Below are 22,221 nucleotides of genomic sequence, written 5' to 3'. Positions count from 1 at the left end.
CTCAGTGGTGTAGACCATGTTCTAGCACGATGAGGGCGATATAAGGAACCCGTCAGAACCGCATTCGGAGCGCTACGCTCAGCACCCGTTTTTCAGGCCTTGGTGATGTCCTCCCGCTCCTCCTCCCTTTCCCGCCCCGGCGTCTTCAGATCGAACTTCGTGATCGCGAAACGGAAGACCACGTAGTAGACGACGGCGAAGCACAGCCCGATCGGGATGATCGCCCACGGCTTCGTCGCCAGGTTCCAGTTGATGACGTAGTCGATGAGGCCGGCCGAGAAGCTGAACCCGTCGTGCACCCCCAGCCCCCACGTCACCGCCATCGACACACCCGTCAGCAGCGCGTGCACCACGTACAGCAGGGGCGCCACGAACAGGAACGAGTACTCGATCGGTTCCGTGATGCCCGTGACGAACGACGTCAGCGCCACCGACAGCATCAGGCCGCCGATCTCCTTGCGGCGGTCCGGCCGGGCGCAGTGGGTGATGGCGAGGGCGGCGGCGGGGAGCGCGAACATCATGATCGGGAAGAAGCCCGAGGTGAACTGGCCGGCGTCCGGGTCGCCCGCCAGGAACATGTTGATGTCGCCGTGCACCACCGTCCCGTCCGGCTTGGTGTAACTGCCGAACTGGAACCAGATGGGCACGTTCAGGAACTGGTGCAGGCCGACCACCAGCAACGCCCGGTTCGCGACGCCGAAGATGCCCGCGCCCCAGGCGTCCAGCCCGTCGAGCCAGTCGCTGAAGCTCTCCAGCGCGTCACCGATCGGCGGCCAGATCCACAGGCACAGGGCCGCGAAGACGATGGCCACGAACGCCATGATGATCGGCACCAGCCGCCGCCCGTTGAAGAATCCCAGCCAGTCGACCAGCCGCGTGCGATGGAACCGCGCCCAGAAGTAGGCCGCCAGCAGACCCATGACGATGCCGCCGAAGACGCCCGGGTTCTGGAAGGTGAACGCCGTCACCGTCCCCTCGACCGTGTCCAGACAGCCGATGCCGGGGATGGCCTTCGCCCCCTCGGGACAGTCCTCCGGGAACTGCCGCAGCACGTTGTAGTAGACGAGGAACCCCGTCACCGCCGCCAGCGCCGTCGAGCCGTCGGCCTTCTTCGCCATGCCGATGGCGACGCCCACGCAGAACAGCAGCGGCAGCCCCAACTGGCCGTCGAGCAGCGCGCCGCCGGCGCCCGTCATCACCTTGGAGACGTCCGTCCAGCCCAGACCGTCGTCCCCGAACACGTCCGGCTGGCCGAGCCGGTTGAGGATGCCGGCGGCCGGCAGCACCGCGATCGGCAGCTGGAGACTGCGTCCCATCTTCTGCAGTCCCTGGAACAGTCGGTTCCAACGGGCCCGCGCGGGACCGACCCTGGAGTCGGCGCTCTCGGCACTCATGGTTTGGCGACCGCCTGTCAGGTGGTGTAGACCAGCTACGGACGATTTCGTTGGTGTGACGTCATCTTTCGGTACGTCCAGCACGATCGCTCGCGAAGTTGGGCCAACTGTGGGTTACTGCGGCAAAGCGGTTCGCATCAGGCAATTCAGGGAGACGGAACATGGCCAGCAAACTTTCCAGCAAGGCTGAGAAGATCGTCGCCGGGCTCGGTGGCATCGACAACATCGAGGAGATCGAGGGCTGCATCACCCGGCTCCGTACCGAGGTCTCCGACCCCGCGCTGGTCGACGAGGCCGCCCTGAAGGCCGCCGGCGCCCACGGCGTCGTGAAGATGGGCACCGCGATCCAGGTCGTCATCGGCACGGACGCCGACCCGATCGCCGCGGAGATCGAGGACATGATGTGAGCCCCGCTCACTGAATGACCGAGCTCCGCTCACCGGATGACACGAGCGGTGACATGAGCGATGACGTGAGTTGAGCCCCGTTCGCCGGGCACGTGCGGCGGCGAGCCCTCTCGCTCGTCTCACTCGGCAGGGGCCCTTTCCCACCGTGGGAGGGGCCCCTTCCACGGCTACGGCTAGGCTCAGCGGCATGTCTCGAATCGACGGCCGCACCCCCGAACAGCTCCGCCCGGTCACCCTCGAACGCGGCTGGAGCAAGCACGCCGAGGGCTCCGTCCTCGTCTCCTTCGGCGACACGAAGGTCTTCTGCACGGCCTCCGTCACCGAAGGCGTCCCCCGCTGGCGCAAGGGCAGCGGCGAGGGCTGGGTCACCGCGGAGTACTCCATGCTGCCCCGCGCCACCAACACCCGCGGCGACCGTGAGTCCGTCAAGGGCAAGATCGGCGGCCGTACCCACGAGATCTCCCGCCTCATCGGCCGCTCCCTGCGCGCCGTCATCGACTACAAGGCGCTCGGCGAGAACACCATCGTCCTCGACTGCGACGTGCTCCAGGCCGACGGCGGCACCCGCACCGCGGCCATCACCGGCGCCTACGTCGCCCTCGCCGACGCGGTCGCCTGGGCCCAGCGCAAGAAGCTGATCAAGGCCGGCCGCCAGCCGCTCACCGGCACGGTCTCGGCGGTGTCGGTGGGCATCGTCGGCGGCGTCCCGCTGCTGGACCTCTGCTACGAGGAGGACGTCCGCGCCGAGACCGACATGAACGTCGTCTGCACCGGCGACGGCCGCTTCGTCGAGGTCCAGGGCACCGCCGAGGCCACGCCCTTCGCCCGCGAGGAGCTCGACGCCCTGCTCGACCTGGCGGTTTCCGGCTGCACGGAACTCGCTGTCCTGCAGCGCACCGCCCTTGATACGGTCCTGGAAAAGTAAAGAGCACGCCAAGAAGGGCCGGGCGCGCGGGCAACCGCGCCGCCCGCCCCGGCGTCTTGGGCAGTACACGACGGGGGCCTCGGAAGGCCTGCACAAGGGGAGGAACACCGCCATGTCCATGGCCGCGAGCCGACGCCACCGAGGCCGCCGTACCGCCATCGCCGCCGCCACGGCGGCCGTCGCCCTCACCGTGGGACTGACGACCACCGGCTGCGACGCCGTCAACAAGGCACTCGACTGCGTCCAGACCGCCGACGCCATAGCCGACAGCGTCACCGAACTCCAGCAGGCCGTGGAGAACGCGTCGAACGACCCCACCCAGCTCGAGGAGTCCCTCGACTCCATCGACAAGAACCTCGACAAGATCGGCGACACGACCGACAACGCCGACGTCAACAAGGCGGTCGACGACCTGAACAAGGCCGTCGGCAACGTCCGCACGGCGGTGAAGAACGGCGACGAGACCCCGGACCTGTCCCCGGTCACGGACGCGGCGGGCGAACTGACGAAGGTCTGCACCCCGTGACGCACCCCGGGCACCGGCCCCCGCGATACTGGGGGCCATGACCCGCCTGATCCTCGCCACCCGCAACGCCGGAAAGATCACCGAACTAAGGGCGATCCTCACCGACGCAGGCCTGCCCCACGACCTCGTCGGCGCGGACGCCTACCCCGACGTCCCCGACGTCAAGGAAACCGGCGTGACCTTCGCCGAGAACGCCCTCCTCAAGGCCCACGCCCTCGCCCGGGCCACCGGCCTCCCGGCCGTCGCCGACGACTCGGGACTGTGCGTGGACGTTCTCAACGGCGCCCCGGGCATCTTCTCGGCCCGCTGGTCCGGCAGGCACGGCGACGACCGCGCCAACCTGGAGCTGCTCCTGGCCCAGCTCTCCGACATCGCCGACGAACACCGGGGCGCCCACTTCGCCTGCGCCGCCGCCCTCGCCCTGCCGGACGGCACGGAGCGGGTGGTCGAGGGCCAACTGCGGGGCGTCCTGCGCCACACCCCCGCCGGCACGAACGGCTTCGGCTACGACCCGATCCTCCAGCCGGAGGGCGAGACGCGTACGTGCGCCGAGCTGACCCCCGAGGAGAAGAACGCGATCAGCCACCGGGGGAAGGCGTTCCGTGCACTGGTGCCGGTCGTGCGGGAGTTGCTGGGCTGACAGCGGCCAGCGGGCACCCCGACGGCGCGGGCTGCGCGGCCCACCCCCGGCATCGACGCCGGTTTCAGTGCTCGAGGTGCCCCCGCCGGTCCTCCCGGCGCTCCTTGTGGAAGTCGCCGCCGTGCAGCTCCCGCCGCGCCCGCCGCTCCTCGTCACGGGCCTGCCGCCGCTCCAGCCGCGCCTGCCGCTCCTGCTCCCGCGCGCGCCTCCGCTCCAGCTTGGCCTGCCGGCGCTCCTCACGCGTCAGCTTGCGCTCGACGCCGACCCCGCCCCAGAAGGCGAACCCGGTCACCACCACCCGCGGTGCGCCGGGGTCGCCGGGGATGCCCGTCTCCCCGTCGTCGAAGCCGCCCATGACGCCGATGCCGCGTACGTCGACCTCGACGCCCGGGGGCACGATGATGCTCATCCCGCCCATGATCGCCACGCAGTTGATCACCACCTCGCCGGCGGCGAAGTTCGCCTCACGCAGATCCAGTTCCCCGCCGCCCCAGAAGGCGAAGCAGTTGAAACGCCGGGGAGCCGTCCAGCGCCCCTTGCGCTGGAAGCCGGACATCACGGCCACGGCCCACGTGGACGACCCCTCGCCGCCCACGATCCGCCCGGCCCAACCCCCGTCCGCCTGCGGCTGCTTGCGCAGCGACACCGCGGGCGGCACGGCCACCTGCGCGACCGGCAGGTCCCGGGTGAGCGGCGCCAGCTCGCCGTACGTCCGCGCCCGGTACGTGGCGTCGAGCCGCTCCTCGAACTCCGCCATGTCGAGCCGGCCCTCGGCCACGGCGTCCCGCAGGACTTCGGCGACCCGTTCACGGTCGGCGTCGGAGGCGCGCAGGTCCGGGAGTGCGTCGTCGGTCATGCACAGCAGCCTACGAGTTGACCCTGTGCGAGGGCCACGGATGAGCACGGGCCGCGGGAGAAACGCGGGCCGGGGGCGAGCCCGGCCGTTCAGGAAGCCGTCGTTCCGGCCTGCTCGGTCCGTTGCGTCGGGGGCTCGGGGGAGTCCCCCGAGGCGTGCAGCATCTTCGCGATCACCGCCTCGATGTCCGGTTCCCGCACCGACAGGTCCACCAGCGGATAGTCCGCCGCGATCCGCGCCACCAGCGGCGCCGCCGACTCCGACGCCGGGAACGCCAGCCACTGCCGGGGCCCCTCCACCCGGACCACCCGGGCGGCCGGGCCCGCCTCGATCGGCGGGAGCTCCCGCTCCAGGTCCACCACCAGGGTCCGCTCGCTATCACCCGCCTCGTGCAGCCCGGCGAGAGCGCCGTCGTAGACCAGGCGCCCGTGGTCGATGACCATCACCCGGGAGCAGAGCTGCTCGATGTCCTGGAGGTCGTGGGTGGTGAGCAGGACCGTGGTGCCGCGTTCGGCGTTCAGCTCGCGCAGGAACTCCCGCACCCGCCCCTTGGAGACGACGTCCAGGCCGATCGTCGGCTCGTCGAGGTAGAGGACGTCGGGGTCGTGCAGCAGGGCCGCCGCGATGTCGCCGCGCATCCGCTGGCCCAGCGACAGCTGCCGTACGGGCACGTCCAACAGGGCGGACAGTTCGAGGAGTTCGACGAGCCGGTCGAGGTTCTCGCGGTAACGGTCGTCCGGGATGCGGTACATGCGGTGCATCAGCCGGTAGGAGTCGATCAGCGGGAGGTCCCACCACAGGGTCGTACGCTGCCCGAACACCACACCGATGCGGTGCGCCAGGCGTGTCCGCTCCCGGGACGGGTCGATGCCCGCCACCCGCAGCCGGCCGCCGCTCGGGGTCAGGATCCCCGTCAGCATCTTGATCGTCGTCGACTTCCCGGCGCCGTTCGGCCCGATGTAGCCGACCATCTCGCCGCGCGCCACGGTGAAGGAGATCGAGTCGACCGCCCGCACCCGCCGCCGCTCCCGCTTGAGGAAGCCGGCCTTCTTCCGCACGTCGAAGACCTTCTCCACGCGGTCCAGTTCGATGAACGCCGCCTCCATGACAGACCCCTAACTCCCCGTGCTCCGATACGACCGCAGCCCCGCCCGCCACGCCAGCCCCGCCAGCGCGCAGCACGCCACCGCCACCAGCGGCGGCGCGAACGCCGCCCACCGCGGAACGCCCAGCGGATACGGCCGTCCCAGGACGTAGGCCGCCGGCACCCAGTTGACGAAAGCCAGCGGGAAAATGAACGTCACCCCGCGCACCAGCTCCTTGCCGAACACGGTCGGCGGATACTGGAGCAGCGTCTGGCCGCCGTACGTGAACGCGGCCTGCACCTCCGACGCGTCCTGCGCCACGAACTGGAAGGACGCGCCCGCGACGAACACCGCGCAGAAGATCACCCCACCGGACACCAGCATCACCGGCAGCAGCAGCACCTTGGCCGGCGTCCAGCTCACGTCCAGCGCGACCAGCGCGTAACCCAGCACCAGCGCCCCCTGGCTGATCCGGCCGATCCGGCGCAGCGCGAAACGGTCCGCCGCGACCTGGGCCAGCACCGGCGCGGGCCGCACCAGCAGCGTGTCCAGCGTGCCGTCCCGCACCCGCGTGCCCAGCCGGCCCGCCGAGCCGATCGCCAGGTCCGCGATCCCGAAGGACGTCGCGGACAGCCCGTAGAGGAAGGCGATCTCGGGCAGCGTGTAGCCGCCGAGCACATCGACCTGCGAGAACATCAGCAAGATCGCGACAAAGTCCAGCCCGGTCACCACCAGACCGCCGAACGCGGTCATCGCGAACGACAGCCGGTAGGCCATCGTCGAACGGATCCACATCCCGGCGATCAGCCGGTAGGCCCTCAGCCCCTCCAGCACCCTGTTGCGCTCAGCCACCCTGGACCACCACCCGCCGGGTCGCCGCCGACTGCACCAGCCGCCCGGCCGCCAGCAGCACCACCGCCCACGCCGCCTGGAAGGCGAACGCGGGCAGCGGATCCGCCTTCCCCATCAGCACATCGGCCGGCATCTGCAGCTGAGCCGCCCACGGCAGCACCCGGACGATGTCGCCGAGCGGCCCCGGGAAGGCGTTCAACGGCAGCGTCATCCCCGAGCAGAAGATGCCGGTGACCATCAGCACCTGCAGCGCGCCCGTGCCGTCCAGCAGCCAGAACCCGCTCAGCGCCACCAGGAAACGGATCGCGAAGCTGACGACCATCGCGAGCAGGACGGCCACCAGGAACGCCAGCCACGTCCCCGGATCGTCCGGGAGCGCCGTGGGAAAGACGAGCACCCCGAACGCGAACGGGATCACCCCGCGTCCCAGCAGCTGGAACAGCGCCCGCCCCAAGTCGTTCGCCAGCCACCACACTTGGAGATCGGCCGGCCGGTACAGATCGATCGCGACGTCACCCGTACGGATACGCTCCATGAGCTCCGTCTCGAAGCCGCCGCCCTGGATCGCCAGCGTCGCGTACAACGCCTGCCCCAGCCACACGAACGTGACCGCCTGCGCCTGGTCGTAGCCCCCGAGGTGCGGCCGCTGGTCCCACAACGCCAGGTATGTGTAGACGAGGATCAGGCCGAAAACGGTATTGGTGAACACCCCCGCGGCCGTGGCCGCCCGATAGGTCGCGTACCTTCGGAAACCCCCTGCTGCGACGGCCGCGTACAACCGCGCCGAACCCACGGCAACCGCCTCCCGACCTCCCGACGCCGAAGCGCAGGAGCCTAGTACGCCGCCGAGGTCGCGTGCCACGCGATTTCCCGGGCCGACGGGTGACGCAACACGCGCCGATTGTCGGGAACGGAACGCTTGGTGCGAGAGTCTTCAACAGGGGGCGCAGAAGGCGTACGAGGCGTACGGGAACGTACGACGCGACACAGGAGTCCGAGCAGCACATGAGCGACGAGCCGCAGCCGAAGCAGCCGACCGAGGGCTGGGCGGCATCCACAGAGCCCGACGCGGCCGAGCCGGCGGACGGCAAGAAGCCCAAGCGGCCCAAACGCACGGGCTGGCGCCGCCTCCTGCCGACCTGGCGGATGGTGCTCGGCGCGTTCGTCCTCGGCGCCCTGCTGCTCTTCGGCCTGTTCTTCCTCGGCTACTCCATGGTCAAGATCCCGTCGGCCAACGCCCTCGCCACCAAGCAGAGCAACGTCTACCTGTACGCGGACGGCACCGAGATCGCCCGCGACGGCGCGGTCAACCGGGAGAACGTCAGCCTCGCGCAGATCTCCAAGCCCGCCCAGCACGCCGTGCTGGCCGCCGAGGACCGCGACTTCTACACCGAGTCCGCCGTCGACCCCAAGGCGATGCTCCGCGCCGGCTGGAACACCGCCCTCGGCAAGGGCAAGCAGTCCGGCTCGACGATCACCCAGCAGTACGTCAAGAACTACTACCTCGCGCAGGAACAGACCGTCAGCCGCAAGGTGAAGGAGTTCTTCATCGCGATCAAGCTGGACCGCGAGAAGTCCAAGGAGGAGATCCTCGAGGGCTACCTCAACACCAGCTACTTCGGCCGCAACGCCTACGGCATGCAGGCCGCCGCCCAGGCCTACTTCGGCATCGACGCCGCCGAACTCACCGCCGCCCAGGGCGCCTACCTCGCCGCGCTGGTCAACGCCCCGAGCGAGTACGACGTGACCGCCCACCCCGAGAACCGGAAGGCCGCCGAGGCCCGCTGGAACTACGTCCTCGACGGCATGGTCACCAAGAACTGGCTGAGCAAGTCCGAGCGGGCCGGCATGAAGTTCCCCACTCCGAGGGAGACCACCGGCACCGACATCGGCATGTCCGGGCAGCGCGGCTACATCGTCCGCGCCATCAAGGACTACCTGATCCAGAACAAGATCGTCGACGAGAACGAGCTCGACGCCGGCGGCTACCGGGTCACCACCACCCTGGAGAAGAAGAAGCAGGACGCCTTCGTCGACGCGGTCGACGACCAGCTGATGTCCAAGCTCGACAAGAAGCGGAAGGTCGACACCTACGTCCGCGCGGGCGGCGCCGCCGTCGACCCCAAGACCGGCAAGGTCCTCGCCATGTACGGCGGCATCGACTACATCAAGCAGTACACCAACAACGCCACCCGCCGGGACTTCCAGGTCGGCTCCACCTTCAAGCCGTTCGTGTTCACCTCGGCCGTCGAGAACGGCTCCGAGACCCAGGACGGCCGCACCATCACCCCGAACACCATCTACGACGGCACCAACAAGCGTCCCGTCCAGGGCTGGAGCGGCGGCGGCTACGACCCCGCCAACGAGGACGACTACTCCTACGGCGACATCACCGTGCGTGAGGCCACCGACAAGTCGGTGAACTCCGTGTACGCGCAGATGGCCGTCGACGTCGGCCCCGCGAAGGTCAAGCAGACCGCGGTCGAGCTGGGCCTGCCCACCAACACCCCCGACCTCAACCCGTACCCCTCGATCGCGCTGGGCACGGCCACCGCGAGCGTCCTGGACATGGCGGAGGCCTACGCGACGCTCGCCAACCACGGCCAGCACGGCACCTACACCCTCATCGAGAAGATCACCAAGGACGGCTCGGACGTCATCGAGCTGCCCGAGCGGAAGTCCTCCCAGGTCATCAGCCGCGAGGCCGCCGACACCACCACCTCGATCCTGCGCAGCGTCGTCCAGAACGGCACCGCGACCGAAGCCCTGAACGCCGACCGCCCCGCCGCCGGCAAGACCGGCACCGCCGAGGAGGACACCGCCGCCTGGTTCGCCGGCTACACGCCCGACCTCGCCACGGTCGTCGCCGTGATGGGCCAGGACCCGGTCACCGCCGCCCACAAGCCGCTGTACGGCGCGATGGGTCTGGACCGCATCAACGGCGGCGGCGCCCCCACCAAGATCTGGGCCCAGTTCACCAAGGAGGCCCTGAAGGGGACCCCGGCCACCGACTTCTCCCTCCAGCTCCAGGAGGGCTCCGAGGAAACCGCCTACCCGTCCGCCGACACCCCGAAGACCGAACCCACCGAGCCCGAGGACGACCCCTCGGCCGGCGACAAGTCCACCCCCGGCCGGAACCAGGGCCGGACCCAGGGGCAGACCAACGGCGGCACGACGACCGGCGGCACCACGGGCGGCACCACCGGCGGCGGCACCACCACGGGTGGCACGACGACCGGCGGCACGACGGGGGACCCGACCGACGGCGGCGCCACGGGAGACACCACGGACGGCGGCGCCACGGGCGAGACCACCGACGGCGGCACCGGCACCGACGGCGGGACGGCCGACGGCGGCACCCCGGGCCTGCCGGGCGGCGGCACAAGCCCCCAGCTCACGACGCGCAGGCCAGTGGACCAGTAGCAGCCGGCAAGCGGCAGCCGTCAGCCGTCAGCCGTCAGCCGTCAGCCGTCGTCCGTCGTTCGGAGAGACGAAAGGGGCTGGTGACCATGGTCACCAGCCCCTTCGGCGTCCGAGAACCGCGGATCTACAGGTACAGCCCCGTCGAGTCCTCCGACCCCTCGAACCGGTCCGCCGCCACGGCGTGCAGATCGCGCTCGCGCATCAGCACGTACGCGATGCCCCGCACCTCCACCTCGGCCCGGTCCTCCGGATCGAACAGGACCCGGTCGCCCGGCTCCACGGTCCGTACGTTCTGCCCCACCGCGACGACCTCGGCCCATGCCAGGCGGCGCCCCACGGCCGCCGTCGCCGGAATCAGGATCCCGCCACCGGAACGCCGCTCGCCCTCACTGGTGTCCTGCCGCACGAGAACACGGTCGTGCAGCATCCGGATGGGAAGCTTGTCGTGCTGGCTGCTGTGCTCGTCTCTGTTACCGCTCACGCCTTTGAACCTACCTGCCTCGGCCGGACGGGAACTCCTCCGGGTCAGCCCTTACGACGCCGGGTACCCAGGGCCAGCAGCCCCACGACGCCCACGACGACGAGAGCCACCGGCACGACCCGCTCCAGCCGCGGCGCGCCCTTCTCGTCCACGAACTGCGCCCTCACATCGGTCACGACCCGGTTGACCTGGACGTAGGCCTTCCCCAGGGTGTGGTCGACGTTGGCGACGACCTTGGCCTTGGCGTCCCCGACGATGGTCTTCGGATGCACCCGCACCCCGATCTCGTCGAGCGTCTCGGCCAGCACTTCTCGGCGGCGCCTGATGTCCGCCTCGATCTGCGCCGGGGTTCTGGTGTCCGACGTGTCCGCCACGGTGAGGCCTCCGAAGTAGCCGATGCCTGTTGCTTGTCGTTGGTCGTTTCTCGCTTGCCCTGGACAGTCTGTCAGCTCCATGGAGGCCCGCACCGTCAGGACCCCCGGTTACGCTGGTCCGATGAGTGAGCGACTCCAGCCCGGGGACGTGGCCCCCGCCTTCACCCTCCCCGACGCCGACGGCAACGAGGTGTCCCTGTCGGACCACAAGGGCCGCAAGGTCATCGTCTACTTCTACCCGGCCGCCCTGACCCCCGGCTGCACGAAGCAGGCCTGCGACTTCACCGACAACCTCGACCTCCTGGTCGGCGCCGGCTACGACGTCATCGGCATCTCCCCGGACAGCCCCGAGAAGCTGGGCAGGTTCCGCGACAAGGAATCCCTGAAGGTCACCCTCCTCGCCGACCCCGACAAGAAGGTTCTCGACGCCTACGGCGCCTTCGGCGAGAAGAAGAACTACGGCAAGACCTACATGGGCGTCATCCGCTCGACGATCGTCGTCGACGAGGAGGGCAAGGTCGAACGAGCGCTGTACAACGTCCGGGCGACGGGGCACGTGGCCAAGATCATCAAGGATCTGGGGATCTGACAACGCCCCCAGGTGGGCATGCGTACACTGAGTGCCGCCGGTCGAGCGTGATGACCGTTTCCGGGCGGCCGTGATGGAATTGGCAGTCATGCTGGGTTTAGGTCCCAGTGGGTTCACGCCCGTGTGGGTTCGAGTCCCACCGGCCGCACGTACGGCAGAAGGGCCGCCCGACCGGGCGGCCCTTCTGCCGTACGCCGGACCTCGTCACAGGCTCGCCGGCGCCGACCCCTCCAGTTGCCCCGGCTCGATGGCCCGCGCCATCCGCCGGTACCCCTTGTCGCTGGGGTGGAGGTGGTCCCCGGAGTCGTAGTCCGACCGCAGTCGCCGTGGGTCGTAGGGGTCGGCGAGTGCTGTGTCGACGTCCACGACCTCGTCGAAGACCGAGCCCGAGCGGATGGCCTCGTTGATCTGCCGGCGGACGCCCTCGCGGGCGTCGGTGTAGCCGCGGTGGCCGTAGAAGGGCATGAGGGTGGTGCCGACGACCTTGATGCCGCGGGCGTGGGCGCGGTCGGCGAGGGTGCGCAGGCCGGTGAGGACGGCGTCCGGGTCGGCGAGGGCGCGGTTGCGCAGGATGTCGTTGATGCCGAGGTCGATGACGACGACCCTGACGTTGGGGCGGCCGAGGACGTCCCGCTCGAAGCGCTTCAGCCCGCTGGGGTTGGCCGCGGGCCGGCCCCGCCCGTCGGCGAGGAGCTGGTTGCCGCTGATGCCCTCGTTGACGACGCCGTAGCGGGGCGCGTCCCCGCCGGCGGCTACGGCGGCGCGCAGCCGGTCGGAGAGCACGTCGGGCCAGCGGCGGTTGGCGTTCACGGTGGAGGTGACGCCGTCGGTGAGGGAGTCGCCGAACGCGACGACGGTGCCGGCGGCCTCGTTGCCGAGGACGTCCAGTGCGGTCAGGTACCGCCAGTAGTCGCTCCGCCCGGTGTACGCGGCGCCCGTCAGGTCCTCGGTGTGCTCGCCGTCGGCGACGTAGCTGGTCTGCCGGGCGCGCGGATGGTAGGTGACGGGGCCGGCGGACGTGGGCGTGTAGGTGCTGACCAGCATGTCGGAGTCCGGCGGGACGGCGAGCGCGACGGCGTCGCTGACGGCCTGGCCGCCCATGGGGACGACGACCGTGAGGGCGCCGCCGAAGGTGAGCCGGCGCAGGGTGCCGGCGGCCGCGGCGGGGCTGTCGTCGCCGGCCGCGACGGCGAGGGTGGCGGCGGTGACCGTCAGCGGCCGGGTGCCGTAGAGGTTGGACAGGGTGATGCGGGCGCTGCTGCCGCCGACGCTGGTGTGGACGACGTTGCGGACCGTGCGCCCCGCCATGCCGTCCGTCTCGGTGTGGGGCTCGCCGCCGACGGGGGCGGCGGCCCAGGTGCCCACCCAGACGCCGGTCGAGACGGGGGCGGCGGGGTTGTGGGCCGAGCGGGGTGCGGCGAGGGTGTCCTCGGTGCGGCCGTCTCCGGCGTCGACCCCGACGTATATGGCTGCTGAGAGGGCCGCGACCAGGGCGACGATCGCGGACAAGAGGGCATAACCGTAACGCTTGGTCATGCGGGTGTGATTCTCCTAGGCGAGGGAGCGACGAGGCTCCGAAAAAAACATGCAGGAGATCACCGTTGAACTCCCCCGCCGGATAGACGCCGGGAACTCTTGTTTTGTTCCAGGAGTCGGTCATGTAGGGACAATGTTGGCGCGGGGGACGCGGGGGATCCGGGACGGGTGGAGTGGATGGATCGTACGGAAACGGTAGAAGCGGAAGAAAAGGTGGTGGGTGCGGCCCGCGCCATGACCGTCTTCAGCGCCGCCGACGAGGAGCGGCAGCGCGGAGTGCGGCGGATGAAGCTCACCGCGACCGGGCTGCTGCTGTTGGTGGCCGTGGTGTACGTCGTCGCCGAGTGGGCCTCCCACCAGGGCGCCGGCGCCTGGGCGCGGTATGTGGCGGCGGCCGCCGAGGCCGGCATGGTCGGCGCGCTCGCCGACTGGTTCGCGGTCACGGCGCTCTTCCGCCACCCGTTGGGCCTGCCCATCCCGCACACGGCGATCATCCCCAACAAGAAGGATCAGCTGGGCGTCACCCTGGGCGACTTCGTCGGCGAGAACTTCCTCTCCCAGGACGTCGTACGGCAGCGGCTGCGCGCCGTCGGCATCGGCAGCCGGCTGGGCACCTGGCTGGCGGAGCCGGGGAACGCGGACCGGGTGACGGCGGAGCTGGCGACGGCCCTGCGGGGCGCGCTGACGGTGCTGCGCGACTCGGACGTGCAGGCGGTCGTCGGCGAGGCGATCACCCGGCGGGCGGACGCGCAGGAGATCGGGCCGGGGCTGGGGAAGATGCTGGAGGGGATCGTCGCGGACGGCGGTCACCGGCGGGCGGTGGACCTCGTCGTCACCCGGGCGCACGACTGGCTGGTGCTGCACGCCGACTCCGTGATGGACGCGGTGCAGGGCGGCGCGCCCGGCTGGACCCCCAGGTTCGTCGACCGGAAGGTCGGTGAGCGCGTCTACAAGGAGCTGCTGCGGTTCTGCGCGGAGATGCGGGACATGCCGTCCCACCCGGCCCGCGGCGCCCTCGACCGCTTCCTCTCCGACTTCGCCGCCGACCTGCAGTCCGACACCGACACGCGCGCGCGGGTGGAGCGGCTCAAGGGCGAGGTCCTGGGCCGCGGCGAGGTGCAGGACCTCATCGCCTCCGCCTGGACCGCCGTACGGGCCATGATCGTCTCGGCGGCGGAGGACGAGCGCAGCGAGCTGCGGCTGCGGGTGCGGGCCGCCCTGCTCTCCCTGGGCAACCGCATGGCCACCGAGACCAAGGTCCAGGACAAGGTCGACAGCTGGGTCGAGGGCGCGGCGGTCCACGTCGTGACGACGTACCGCAAGGAGATCACCTCCCTCATCACGGACACGGTGGCCGGCTGGGACGCCGAGCACACGACCCGCAAGATCGAGGCCCACATCGGCCGTGACCTGCAGTTCATCCGCATCAACGGCACGGTGGTGGGGTCGTTGGCAGGGCTGTTGATCTACACGGTGAGCCGGGGGCTGGGGGCGTAGGAGGCCTCGGTCCCTCGGCGCCGGGCCGGGAGTCTCAGCCCGTCCGGCGATCGAGGACGAGGCCCGTGCAGGGCCGAAGCGGGGGTCCGGGGGCGGCAGCCCCCGGCACGGCCCGCACCGCAGGGTCGCCTCACCGGCGCAGGGCGTAGACCCGCCACTGCCGGGCACCCGCCAGGGGTTCCGCTCAAGGAGGAGGGAGCCCATGAGTACCGCCGCACAAGCGGAGACCGGCCGAACCGTGACCACGGACATCCCCGCCCGCCTCGACCGTCTGCCATGGTCGCGCTGGCACTGGACGATCGTGATCGGTCTCGGCACCGTGTGGATCCTCGACGGCCTCGAGGTCACGGTCGTCGGCAACATCGCGAGCCGGCTGTCGGAGCCGGGCAGCGGGCTGCCGATCAGCTCCGGGCAGGTCACCGGCATCGCGGCCGCGCTGTACGTGGCGGGCGCCTGCGTCGGCGCCCTCTTCTGGGGCCGGCTGACCGACCGCTGGGGCCGCAAAAAACTCTTCATGATCACGCTCGCGGTGTATCTCGCGGCCACCGCCCTCACCGCGGTCTCCTTCGACACCTGGTGGTTCCTGCTCTTCCGCTTCCTCACCGGCTTCGGCATCGGCGGCGAGTACGCGGCGATCAACTCCGCGATCGACGAGCTGATCCCGGCGGAGTACCGGGGCCGCGTCGACCTGATCATCAACGGCAGCTTCTGGCTGGGCGCGGTCGCCGGCTCCCTGCTGTCGATCGTCGCGCTGAACACGGACGTCTTCGCGGCGAACGTGGGCTGGCGCCTGACGTTCGCGCTCGGCGCCGTCCTCGCCCTGGTGATCCTCCTCGTACGGCGACACGTCCCGGAAAGCCCACGCTGGCTGCTGATCCACGGCCGGGACGGCGAGGCGGAACGGATCGTCTCCGACATCGAACGGCAGGTCGCGGCCGAGAAGGACGAGCCGCTGCCGCCGGCCGAGGGCGAGATCACCATCCACCAGCGCCGCAGCGTGTCCTTCCTGGAGATCGGCCGCACGGTCTTCTCCGACTACCGCCGGCGCGCGATCCTCGGCTTCTCCCTCTTCATCGGCCAGGCCTTCCTCTACAACGCGATCACCTTCGGCTTCGGCGCGATCCTGACGAAGTTCTTCGACGTGCCGAGCGGCGACACCGGCTACTACTTCGCCGTCATCGCCGTCGGCAACTTCTGCGGCCCGCTGCTGCTGGGCAAGCTGTTCGACACGGTCGGCCGCAGGGTGATGATCTCGTCGACGTACCTGCTCTCGGGCCTGCTGCTCTTCGGCACGGCCTGGCTGTTCGACCGGGGTTCGCTGAGCGCGAGCACCCTGACGGCCTGCTGGTGCGCGGTGCTGTTCTTCGCGTCGGCGGGCGCCTCCAGCGCGTACCTGACGGTCTCCGAGGTCTTCCCCATGGAGACCCGGGCGATGTCCATCGCCTTCTTCTACGCCCTCGGCACCGCCGCCGGCGGCATCAGCGGCCCCCTGCTCTTCGCCGACCTCACCGGCACGGGCAAGGTCGGCGACACGGTCCTCGCCTTCGAGATCGGCGCCGCCCTGATGTGCGCGGCGGGCCTGGTCGCCGCCCTCCTCGCCGTACGGGCCGAACGCCGCTCCCTGGAGGACATCGCCAAGCCCCTGACGGCGGCGGCGACGAAGGCGAGGACGAAGGTGGGCGCCGGCGGGACACGCGGATCGCGGGACTCCCAGGATTCCTCGGGCCCGCAGGGCCCGAAGACGGCCACGGCGTAACGGCCCCGAGCAGCACCCCGGCGGGCCTGTCCGGGGACTCCGCCCCAGACGCCCGGCCCATGTCCACTCCCCGCCCGACTCGGTCGGCCGAGAGGTGCGCCACTCCGCCTACTTGCTGTGGGCCCCGCCCCCCGTCCGCCCCCTCCGCCGCAGCAACAGCAGCCCGCCCGCGAGGGCGGTGATCCCCGTGGCGGCGGTCCAGGCGACGACCTCGGTGGAGCCGGTGGAGGCGAGGTCACCGCTCCTCCCGCCGGCCGGGCTGGGCGCCGATCCGGCCACGGCGCCCGAGCCGGACGCCGAAGCCGGCGCCGACGCGGACGGGGGCGGGGGGGCCCCCCCCCCCCCGGGGGGCCCCCCCCCCCCCGGCCCCCCCGGGCCCCCCCCCCCCCGGGCTCGGCGAGCCGCCGCCCGTCGCGGCGGCCGCCGAGCCCGAAGACGACGCCGTCCCACTCCCGCCACCGGAGGTATCCGCGGACTTGTCCCGCGTGAACGCCAGCGTCCCGAACCCGAGCTGGTCGTAGCCCCCGCTGTTGGGGCCGTAGTCCCCGCCGCCGCCCTCGGGCGCGGCCTTGGCGGCGGCATGGGTGAGGTACGGGGCGGACAGCCCACGCCGCTTGGTGTAGTGATTGGCGATCATCGCCCAGATGGGCCGGGTCATCGTCGGGTCGACGGCGGCCGCGTCGGAGGCGGTCTCCGATCCCGACCAGCCGCCGATCGCGCCCTTCCTACGGGTGTTGGCGGTGTAGGTGACGTCCCCGCCGAGGCTCCACTTGGCCACGTACTGGGCGCCCTTGAGGAAGCGGCTGTCGTCGTAGCCGTAGAGGTCGATGCCCTGGTTCCAGGCCATCTCGCAGACGGTGCCCATGAGGCCGACGCCGAGCAGGGCGTGACCCTGGTCGCGGCCTGCCTCCAGCCACTCGCCGAGGCCGTCGGCGTGGACGACGGGGATGGCGTTCTTGACGGAGCCGAGGCCGGCGCCGTTCTTGAAGTACCCCACGGCCCGCTCCACCCGCGCGCTGTCGTCGCAGAAGACGCCGGTGGCGAGGACGCAGGCGAGGGCGGTGAGGTCCCAGTTGGGCCAGTAGTTGGTGATGACCGCGCCGTTGTGGTCCTTCAGGAAGCTCTCGCTGAGCGGGGCGAAGACGGTGGTCAGCATCTTCTGGAAGCGTTCGAGCTCGAAGTCGTCGCGGTCGCGGACGAGTTCGGCGGCGTTCGCGATCTGGTAGCCGTACAGCCCGGCCGCGAGGAACCGGTCGGCGGAGCCCTCCAGCGAAGTCAGCTTTGCCGACCAGGCGTTGAGGATCGCGACGGCCGTGTCGGCGTGGGCGCTGTCGCCGCCGACGTGGTAGCGCAGGGCGTTCTGGTAGGCGGCGTGCACGTCGTTGTAGAGGGTCCGGTAGTTCTCCGGGCTGCCCGAGCCCCGGTACACGGTCGCCTGCGGGTTGGCCGTCCAGCCGCTCTGCGCATGCCGGTTGGCGGTCAGTTTGGCGTACCCGGCGACGTAGGGCGCGGCGCCGGCCTTCACCTTGGCGGCCATCCGGTCCAGGTCGGCGCGGGTGTGCAGCAGCCCCGGGTGTGCGTAGGCGGTGCCGGCGGCGGACGCGGTCCCGGTGGCACCGACACCCACGGCGGCGGCTCCGGCCGTCACGCCCGCGGCCTTCAGCATGCTCCGGCGGCTGATCTGTCGAGGTCGAGGTCGAGTCTCGTGCATGCCCGGGGAGACGTACGGGATCGCGGGCGGATAACGAAAACTGGCCGCGCGGGTCCACCCCTACCCTCCCGTCCACACCTCCGCCCGTGCCCCGCCCCCCTCGTCCTACGCCCCGGTCGTCGACCCCGGCCGCACGATCATCAGCACCGTCACCACCGCCCACAGCAGGTTGAACACCCCGGTGAACATGGCGAGTCGGACGGTCACCTCGCGCGTCCCGTTGCCCTCGACGAGCGTTTCCTGCCGGGGCAGGACCAGGACGACGAGGACGACCGCCGCCAGGAAGGTCAGCACCGTGGACACGATCAGCCAGGCGTCGCCCATCACCCCCATCGCGCTCGCCGTGAAGAACCCGAAGACGGGGACGGCGATGCCGACGGCGGCGTACACCCGGCAGATGCGGTGCAGCAGCCGTACGGTCTCGGTCGCGCGGGTGTCGTCGGGTGCGGCCAGGGCCCGGCGGGCGGCGGGCGGGAACATGCTGGCGGCGACGGTGACGGGACCGATCGCGACGATCGCGGCGATGACATGGACGGCGAGGAGGAACTTGGTCACGGGCCGACGGTAGGCGGGGCGTGGATCTTGCAGAAGTGGCGGAAATGCCAGAGGGCGACGGATTCCCGCCAGGGGCAGGGGCAGGGGCAGGGACAAGGGCCGATGGCCGAAGGGCGGGCAGGGGGCAGGGGAGTGCAGGTAGACGCAGGTGGGAGCAGGGGAGTGCAGGTAGACGCAGGTGGATGCATGCGGACCGGGTTGGCCGCAATCCGTCGTACACGTACGATCCCGCCATGCACACCGTCGCCGTCCTGGCCCTCGACGGGGTCATCCCCTTCGATCTGTCCGCCCCGATCGACGCCTTCGGCTGGGCGCGGCTGCCCGACGGCCGGGAGGCGTACCGGGTGCGGGTCTGCTCGCCGTACGCCTCGGGCGAGGTGAGCGCGGGGGCGTTCACGGTGCGGGCGCCGTACGGGCTGGAGGCGCTCGCGGAGGCGGACACGATCATCCTGCCCGGCGTCGAGAACCCGCCCGACCCGCTGCCCGCCGGCGTCACGGAAGCGCTGCGCGACGCGGCGGCGAACGGTACGCGCATCGCCTCGATCTGCGTCGGCGCGTTCCTGTTCGCCGCGACGGGCCTGCTGGACGGCCTGCGCGCGACGACCCACTGGATCGCGGCGCGCGACCTGGCCGAGCGCTACCCGAAGGTGACCGTCGACCCGAACGTCCTCTACGTCGACAACGGCCGGTTCCTCACCTCCGCGGGCGCCGCCGCGGCCCTGGACATGTGCCTGCACATGATCCGCAAGGACCACGGCTCGGCCGTCGCCGCGCAGGCCGCCCGTATGTCCGTCATGCCGCTCGAACGGGAGGGCGGCCAGGCCCAGTTCATCGTCCACGACCTGCCGCCCGCGCCCGCCGGGGCCACCCTCGAACCGGTGCTGCGCTGGCTGGAGGAACACTGCGACCGCGACCTCACCCTGGACGAGATCGCCGCACACGCCGGCATGAGCACCCGCACTCTCAACCGCCGCTTCCGCGAACAGGCCGGGACGACACCGTTGCAGTGGCTGCACCGGGCGCGGGTGCGGCGGGCGCAGTACCTGCTGGAGACGACGGCGTACCCGGTGGAACGGATCGCGGCCCGGGCCGGGTTCGGCTCGCCGACGGCCTTCCGGGAACGGTTCCGCCGGGTGGTGGGGACGAGCCCGCAGGGGTACCGGCGGGCGTTCCGGTCGGGGGAGGTGGAGGGGGGAGCGCAGGGTTCGGCGCAAGGGGCTGCGCAGAGCTCGGCGCACGGGGCAGCGCAGGGCTCGAAGCGACGGGCCGCGCAGGGCTCGTGACGGGCTGACCGACCCGAGTCCTTCGCGGCCCAGGCCCACCGGTCGGCCGAGCGGACACTCGGACACTCGGCCGCGCCGGGCGATGCGGGCGGGAGCTCAGCCCCGCCGACGACGGGGGGCGGGAGCTCAGCGGGAGCTCAGCCCCGCCGGTCCGCCACCGCCCACGAGGCCAGCGCGACCGCACCCGCGACCCCGAACACCGACGGCCAGGCGCCCACCTTCTTGGCGAGCGGGTGCGACCCGGCGAAGGCGGCGACGTACGCCGCGGACAGCGCCCCCGCGGCCTTCCCGCCGGCCGCCTGCCGCCACTGCTGCGCGGCGGCCGCCCCCGCGACGGCCAGGACGACCCCGCCGAGCTGCCGCTTCTTCGTCCACCGCGCCACGCCGTACCCGCCGACGAGCCCGCCCGCGGCGATCACCGCACTGGGAACCTTCGCCATCCCTGCCTCCTCGAAGTCGCTTGGAGGCTACCGCCCGGACCAGGCCTCTTACCGAACCTGAGTCGGGGCTTGTCAAGTTTCTTCCTCGGAGTTATATAAGTACCCGTAAGGGCATCGCACACAGTGCCAGAAGAGAGGAGTGGACTGTGATGCTCATGCGAACCGACCCGTTCCGCGAACTCGACCGACTCGCGCAGCAGGTCCTCGGTGCCGCCAACCGCTCCGCCGCGATGGCGATGGCGATGGACGCCTACCGGTCCGGGGACGAGTTCCTCGTCCACTTCGACCTCCCCGGCATCGACCCCGAGACGATCGAGCTGGACGTCGAACGTAACGTCCTCAACGTCCGCGCCGAGCGCCGTTCCCCCGCCCCCGAGGGCGCGGAAATGCTGGTCGCCGAGCGCCCGACGGGTACCTTCACCCGCCAGCTCTTCCTCGGCGACACCCTCGACACGGACCGCGTGGACGCCTCGTACGAGGCGGGCGTCCTGACCCTGCGCATCCCCGTGGCCGAACAGGCCAAGCCGCGCCGCATCCAGATCTCCGGCGGCGACAGCGGGCGCAAGCAGCTGAGCGGCTGAGCCTGAGCGGTTTCAACGGCTGAGCGGCTGATCGGGCCGCGCGACCGACCCCTCCCCGCGCGTCCTGCGACCCGTGTCCAGGGGCCGCAGGACGCGCCCCCCCTTGTCCGCCCGTCCGCCGCCCAGGCGCACCGGACGCGACCGGACCCCACCGCACCTTGAGGAGGAGCCCGAAGGATGACGACGACCGCGACGACGACCACCCCCCACCCGGCCAGGACCGTGATCCCCGGCCCGCGGCGGAGGCGGGCGCCCCATGACGACGGCTGGACCGAACTGATCACGTCGGTGCGGGAGGCGGGCCAGTACCCGACCACCGCGGAGGCCGAACGCGTCACCCGCATCGTCCTGTCCGCGCTCGGTGGCCATGTCACCGGCGACGAGCGCGTGGCCCTGGCCCGCGCGCTCCCGAGGGAGGCGGCCGAACTGATCGCGTCCCAGATCCCGGCGACCCGCCCCCAGTCGGCACCGGAGTTCGTCGACACGGTCGCCGCCCGCATCGAGGGCGCCACCTCCGCCACGGCACGCTGGGACGTCAGCTCGGTCCTGAGCGTCCTGCCGAAGCTGACCGGCGAGGACCTCGTCGACCGCATTCTGACCCAGCTTCCGCCGGGGTACGCCCTGTTGTTCGGCAGGGCGGAACTGACCCCGCGCACCTGACCCGCCGATACGGCCGCCACCCCGCCGCCGTACGGCAATCCGCCGGCGGCGGTGGGGGAGGGGAGAGGCTGCCGGGGTCCGTCCGTCTGCCGAACGCACAGGGAAGGCAGCCGACTTGGCCGGGGAGAGCCAGGGGGGAGCGAGTTCACCGCGTCCGACTGACGTTGACAGCGGCGGCGACAATGAGCAGACGGCGGATTCGACGGGTTGGGGGAACCGGATGCTGACCGGGATCGTGATCGACGCGTCGGACGTCGCGCGCATGGACCGCTTCTGGCTGGACGCGACGCGGGGCCGGACGGGCGGCCTGCGGCTGCGGTTCGTGCCGGCCGCGAAGCCGAAGGCGGCGCACAAGAACCGACTCCACCTCGATCTGGCCGGAGGGCCGCGCTGGGAGGCCGAGGTGGCGCGCCTGCTCACACTCGGTGCGACGCGGGTCGACATCGGCCAGGGGGACGTCCCGTGGGACGTGCTGGCCGATCCGGAGGGCAACGAGTTCTGCGTGCTGCGTCCCGGGCACCCCGGCGTGCTCGCCGACTCCGGCCTCGTCGCGATCTGCCTCGACGTCGCCGAGGAGGACCGCGACGCGCAGTGGGCCTTCTGGCAGTCCCACGCCGACTGGCAGGCGGTCGAGTCCCACCACTGGGGCG

General features: G+C 71.2%; 23 protein-coding genes and 1 tRNA gene. 13 read left to right on the top strand and 11 right to left on the bottom strand.

What is annotated here, in order from left to right:
- Positions 1-92 precede the first annotated feature (92 nt).
- On the bottom strand, positions 93-1,394 hold the full coding sequence (locus ACPT94_RS22120) for a PTS transporter subunit EIIC (protein ID WP_425246623.1): 1,302 nt from the start codon (positions 1,392-1,394) through the stop codon (positions 93-95).
- A gap of 161 nt (positions 1,395-1,555) precedes the next feature.
- Here ACPT94_RS22120 and ACPT94_RS22115 point away from each other — a divergent pair, with 161 nt between their 5' ends.
- The 4 genes from ACPT94_RS22115 to rdgB all read left to right on the top strand — a co-directional run bounded on the left by ACPT94_RS22115 (position 1,556) and on the right by rdgB (position 3,892).
- A complete protein-coding gene (locus ACPT94_RS22115) occupies positions 1,556-1,801 on the top strand; it encodes a PTS sugar transporter subunit IIB (protein ID WP_189941525.1) in 246 nt (81 codons plus the stop codon).
- Positions 1,802-1,988: 187 nt separating this feature from the next.
- Positions 1,989-2,726 carry a ribonuclease PH gene (gene rph, locus ACPT94_RS22110; protein WP_425246622.1) on the top strand — a complete coding sequence of 246 codons (738 nt, stop codon included), beginning with the start codon at positions 1,989-1,991 and terminating at the stop codon, positions 2,724-2,726.
- Positions 2,727-2,844: 118 nt separating this feature from the next.
- The gene (locus ACPT94_RS22105) at positions 2,845-3,252 is read left to right on the top strand and encodes a hypothetical protein (protein ID WP_425246707.1); all 408 of its coding nucleotides are present in this window, start codon (positions 2,845-2,847) and stop codon (positions 3,250-3,252) included.
- A 37-nt stretch (positions 3,253-3,289) separates the two neighbouring features.
- Positions 3,290-3,892: an RdgB/HAM1 family non-canonical purine NTP pyrophosphatase gene (gene rdgB, locus ACPT94_RS22100; RefSeq protein WP_425246621.1), complete on the top strand. Its 603-nt coding sequence runs from the start codon at positions 3,290-3,292 to the stop codon at positions 3,890-3,892.
- Positions 3,893-3,956: 64 nt separating this feature from the next.
- Here rdgB and ACPT94_RS22095 read toward each other — a convergent pair whose 3' ends face one another.
- The 4 genes from ACPT94_RS22095 to ACPT94_RS22080 all read right to left on the bottom strand — a co-directional run bounded on the left by ACPT94_RS22095 (position 3,957) and on the right by ACPT94_RS22080 (position 7,478).
- A complete protein-coding gene (locus ACPT94_RS22095; protein ID WP_425246620.1) occupies positions 3,957-4,748 on the bottom strand; it encodes a DUF1707 SHOCT-like domain-containing protein in 792 nt (263 codons plus the stop codon).
- An 89-nt stretch (positions 4,749-4,837) separates the two neighbouring features.
- Entirely contained in the window at positions 4,838-5,854 is a 1,017-nt protein-coding gene (locus ACPT94_RS22090) for an ABC transporter ATP-binding protein (protein WP_425246619.1), read from the bottom strand.
- Between the two features lie 9 nt (positions 5,855-5,863).
- Complete coding sequence (locus tag ACPT94_RS22085) at positions 5,864-6,628, bottom strand: ABC transporter permease (RefSeq protein ID WP_425246706.1); 765 nt, start codon at positions 6,626-6,628, stop codon at positions 5,864-5,866.
- A gap of 49 nt (positions 6,629-6,677) precedes the next feature.
- Positions 6,678-7,478 carry an ABC transporter permease gene (locus ACPT94_RS22080; protein ID WP_425246705.1) on the bottom strand — a complete coding sequence of 267 codons (801 nt, stop codon included), beginning with the start codon at positions 7,476-7,478 and terminating at the stop codon, positions 6,678-6,680.
- Positions 7,479-7,690: 212 nt separating this feature from the next.
- On the opposite strand from ACPT94_RS22080, the gene ACPT94_RS22075 reads away from it, so the two are divergent.
- Positions 7,691-10,108, top strand: coding sequence for a transglycosylase domain-containing protein (locus ACPT94_RS22075; protein WP_425246618.1), 2,418 nt, complete (start codon positions 7,691-7,693; stop codon positions 10,106-10,108).
- A gap of 124 nt (positions 10,109-10,232) precedes the next feature.
- Here ACPT94_RS22075 and ACPT94_RS22070 read toward each other — a convergent pair whose 3' ends face one another.
- Positions 10,233-10,535, bottom strand: coding sequence for a GroES family chaperonin (locus tag ACPT94_RS22070; protein ID WP_189941586.1), 303 nt, complete (start codon positions 10,533-10,535; stop codon positions 10,233-10,235).
- Between the two features lie 98 nt (positions 10,536-10,633).
- Positions 10,634-10,963, bottom strand: coding sequence for a DUF3618 domain-containing protein (locus ACPT94_RS22065; RefSeq protein WP_425246617.1), 330 nt, complete (start codon positions 10,961-10,963; stop codon positions 10,634-10,636).
- Between the two features lie 121 nt (positions 10,964-11,084).
- On the opposite strand from ACPT94_RS22065, the gene bcp reads away from it, so the two are divergent.
- A complete protein-coding gene (bcp, locus tag ACPT94_RS22060; RefSeq protein WP_425246616.1) occupies positions 11,085-11,552 on the top strand; it encodes a thioredoxin-dependent thiol peroxidase in 468 nt (155 codons plus the stop codon).
- 64 nt (positions 11,553-11,616) lie between these two features.
- Positions 11,617-11,700 (top strand) — tRNA-Leu (locus ACPT94_RS22055).
- A 56-nt stretch (positions 11,701-11,756) separates the two neighbouring features.
- Here the strand turns inward: ACPT94_RS22055 and ACPT94_RS22050 are convergent.
- Positions 11,757-13,088, bottom strand: coding sequence for an SGNH/GDSL hydrolase family protein (locus ACPT94_RS22050; protein ID WP_425246615.1), 1,332 nt, complete (start codon positions 13,086-13,088; stop codon positions 11,757-11,759).
- Positions 13,089-13,265: 177 nt separating this feature from the next.
- On the opposite strand from ACPT94_RS22050, the gene ACPT94_RS22045 reads away from it, so the two are divergent.
- Both ACPT94_RS22045 and ACPT94_RS22040 read left to right on the top strand, forming a co-directional pair.
- The gene (locus ACPT94_RS22045; RefSeq protein WP_425246614.1) at positions 13,266-14,585 is read left to right on the top strand and encodes a DUF445 domain-containing protein; all 1,320 of its coding nucleotides are present in this window, start codon (positions 13,266-13,268) and stop codon (positions 14,583-14,585) included.
- A 202-nt stretch (positions 14,586-14,787) separates the two neighbouring features.
- Positions 14,788-16,341, top strand: coding sequence for an MFS transporter (locus ACPT94_RS22040; protein WP_425246613.1), 1,554 nt, complete (start codon positions 14,788-14,790; stop codon positions 16,339-16,341).
- 235 nt (positions 16,342-16,576) lie between these two features.
- Here the strand turns inward: ACPT94_RS22040 and ACPT94_RS22035 are convergent, their stop codons facing one another.
- Entirely contained in the window at positions 16,577-18,007 is a 1,431-nt protein-coding gene (locus tag ACPT94_RS22035; protein ID WP_425246612.1) for an alginate lyase family protein, read from the bottom strand.
- Positions 18,008-18,157: 150 nt separating this feature from the next.
- Entirely contained in the window at positions 18,158-18,607 is a 450-nt protein-coding gene (locus ACPT94_RS22030) for a hypothetical protein (protein ID WP_360351666.1), read from the bottom strand.
- Between the two features lie 233 nt (positions 18,608-18,840).
- Here ACPT94_RS22030 and ACPT94_RS22025 point away from each other — a divergent pair, with 233 nt between their 5' ends.
- Positions 18,841-19,890, top strand: coding sequence for a GlxA family transcriptional regulator (locus ACPT94_RS22025; protein ID WP_360351663.1), 1,050 nt, complete (start codon positions 18,841-18,843; stop codon positions 19,888-19,890).
- Between the two features lie 137 nt (positions 19,891-20,027).
- Here the strand turns inward: ACPT94_RS22025 and ACPT94_RS22020 are convergent, their stop codons facing one another.
- Positions 20,028-20,330 carry a hypothetical protein gene (locus ACPT94_RS22020; RefSeq protein ID WP_360351660.1) on the bottom strand — a complete coding sequence of 101 codons (303 nt, stop codon included), beginning with the start codon at positions 20,328-20,330 and terminating at the stop codon, positions 20,028-20,030.
- Positions 20,331-20,479: 149 nt separating this feature from the next.
- Here ACPT94_RS22020 and ACPT94_RS22015 point away from each other — a divergent pair, with 149 nt between their 5' ends.
- The 3 genes from ACPT94_RS22015 to ACPT94_RS22005 form a co-directional block, all read left to right on the top strand.
- On the top strand, positions 20,480-20,911 hold the full coding sequence (locus ACPT94_RS22015) for an Hsp20/alpha crystallin family protein (RefSeq protein WP_425246611.1): 432 nt from the start codon (positions 20,480-20,482) through the stop codon (positions 20,909-20,911).
- A 177-nt stretch (positions 20,912-21,088) separates the two neighbouring features.
- Positions 21,089-21,571, top strand: a complete 483-nt coding sequence (locus ACPT94_RS22010; RefSeq protein WP_360351655.1) for a DUF2267 domain-containing protein — start codon at positions 21,089-21,091, stop codon at positions 21,569-21,571.
- A gap of 220 nt (positions 21,572-21,791) precedes the next feature.
- Positions 21,792-22,221: VOC family protein (locus tag ACPT94_RS22005; protein WP_425246610.1), on the top strand; the 430-nt coding region annotated here is incomplete at its 3' end.

The sequence above is a fragment of the Streptomyces aurantiaciflavus genome, from assembly GCF_049808595.1.
Lineage (GTDB): Bacteria > Actinomycetota > Actinomycetes > Streptomycetales > Streptomycetaceae > Streptomyces.
The sequence above is the reverse complement of the archived record's forward strand: the minus strand, read 5'-3'. Positions and strand labels throughout refer to the sequence as shown.

What these genes read in the sequence shown, in the direction of transcription:
- ACPT94_RS22120 (WP_425246623.1), bottom strand. Translation starts at nt 1,394, where the DNA reads ATGAGTGCCGAGAGCGCCGACTCCAGGGTCGGTCCCGCGCGGGCCCGT.
- ACPT94_RS22010 (WP_360351655.1), top strand. Translation starts at nt 21,089, where the DNA reads ATGACGACGACCGCGACGACGACCACCCCCCACCCGGCCAGGACCGTG.
- ACPT94_RS22105 (WP_425246707.1), top strand. Translation starts at nt 2,845, where the DNA reads ATGGCCGCGAGCCGACGCCACCGAGGCCGCCGTACCGCCATCGCCGCC.
- ACPT94_RS22085 (WP_425246706.1), bottom strand. Translation starts at nt 6,628, where the DNA reads ATGTGGATCCGTTCGACGATGGCCTACCGGCTGTCGTTCGCGATGACC.
- bcp (WP_425246616.1), top strand. Translation starts at nt 11,085, where the DNA reads ATGAGTGAGCGACTCCAGCCCGGGGACGTGGCCCCCGCCTTCACCCTC.
- ACPT94_RS22025 (WP_360351663.1), top strand. Translation starts at nt 18,841, where the DNA reads ATGCACACCGTCGCCGTCCTGGCCCTCGACGGGGTCATCCCCTTCGAT.
- ACPT94_RS22090 (WP_425246619.1), bottom strand. Translation starts at nt 5,854, where the DNA reads ATGGAGGCGGCGTTCATCGAACTGGACCGCGTGGAGAAGGTCTTCGAC.
- ACPT94_RS22040 (WP_425246613.1), top strand. Translation starts at nt 14,788, where the DNA reads ATGAGTACCGCCGCACAAGCGGAGACCGGCCGAACCGTGACCACGGAC.
- ACPT94_RS22095 (WP_425246620.1), bottom strand. Translation starts at nt 4,748, where the DNA reads ATGACCGACGACGCACTCCCGGACCTGCGCGCCTCCGACGCCGACCGT.
- ACPT94_RS22015 (WP_425246611.1), top strand. Translation starts at nt 20,480, where the DNA reads ATGCTCATGCGAACCGACCCGTTCCGCGAACTCGACCGACTCGCGCAG.
- ACPT94_RS22045 (WP_425246614.1), top strand. Translation starts at nt 13,266, where the DNA reads ATGGATCGTACGGAAACGGTAGAAGCGGAAGAAAAGGTGGTGGGTGCG.
- ACPT94_RS22070 (WP_189941586.1), bottom strand. Translation starts at nt 10,535, where the DNA reads ATGCTGCACGACCGTGTTCTCGTGCGGCAGGACACCAGTGAGGGCGAG.
- ACPT94_RS22035 (WP_425246612.1), bottom strand. Translation starts at nt 18,007, where the DNA reads ATGCTGAAGGCCGCGGGCGTGACGGCCGGAGCCGCCGCCGTGGGTGTC.
- ACPT94_RS22115 (WP_189941525.1), top strand. Translation starts at nt 1,556, where the DNA reads ATGGCCAGCAAACTTTCCAGCAAGGCTGAGAAGATCGTCGCCGGGCTC.
- rdgB (WP_425246621.1), top strand. Translation starts at nt 3,290, where the DNA reads ATGACCCGCCTGATCCTCGCCACCCGCAACGCCGGAAAGATCACCGAA.
- ACPT94_RS22075 (WP_425246618.1), top strand. Translation starts at nt 7,691, where the DNA reads ATGAGCGACGAGCCGCAGCCGAAGCAGCCGACCGAGGGCTGGGCGGCA.
- rph (WP_425246622.1), top strand. Translation starts at nt 1,989, where the DNA reads ATGTCTCGAATCGACGGCCGCACCCCCGAACAGCTCCGCCCGGTCACC.
- ACPT94_RS22050 (WP_425246615.1), bottom strand. Translation starts at nt 13,088, where the DNA reads ATGACCAAGCGTTACGGTTATGCCCTCTTGTCCGCGATCGTCGCCCTG.
- ACPT94_RS22020 (WP_360351660.1), bottom strand. Translation starts at nt 20,330, where the DNA reads ATGGCGAAGGTTCCCAGTGCGGTGATCGCCGCGGGCGGGCTCGTCGGC.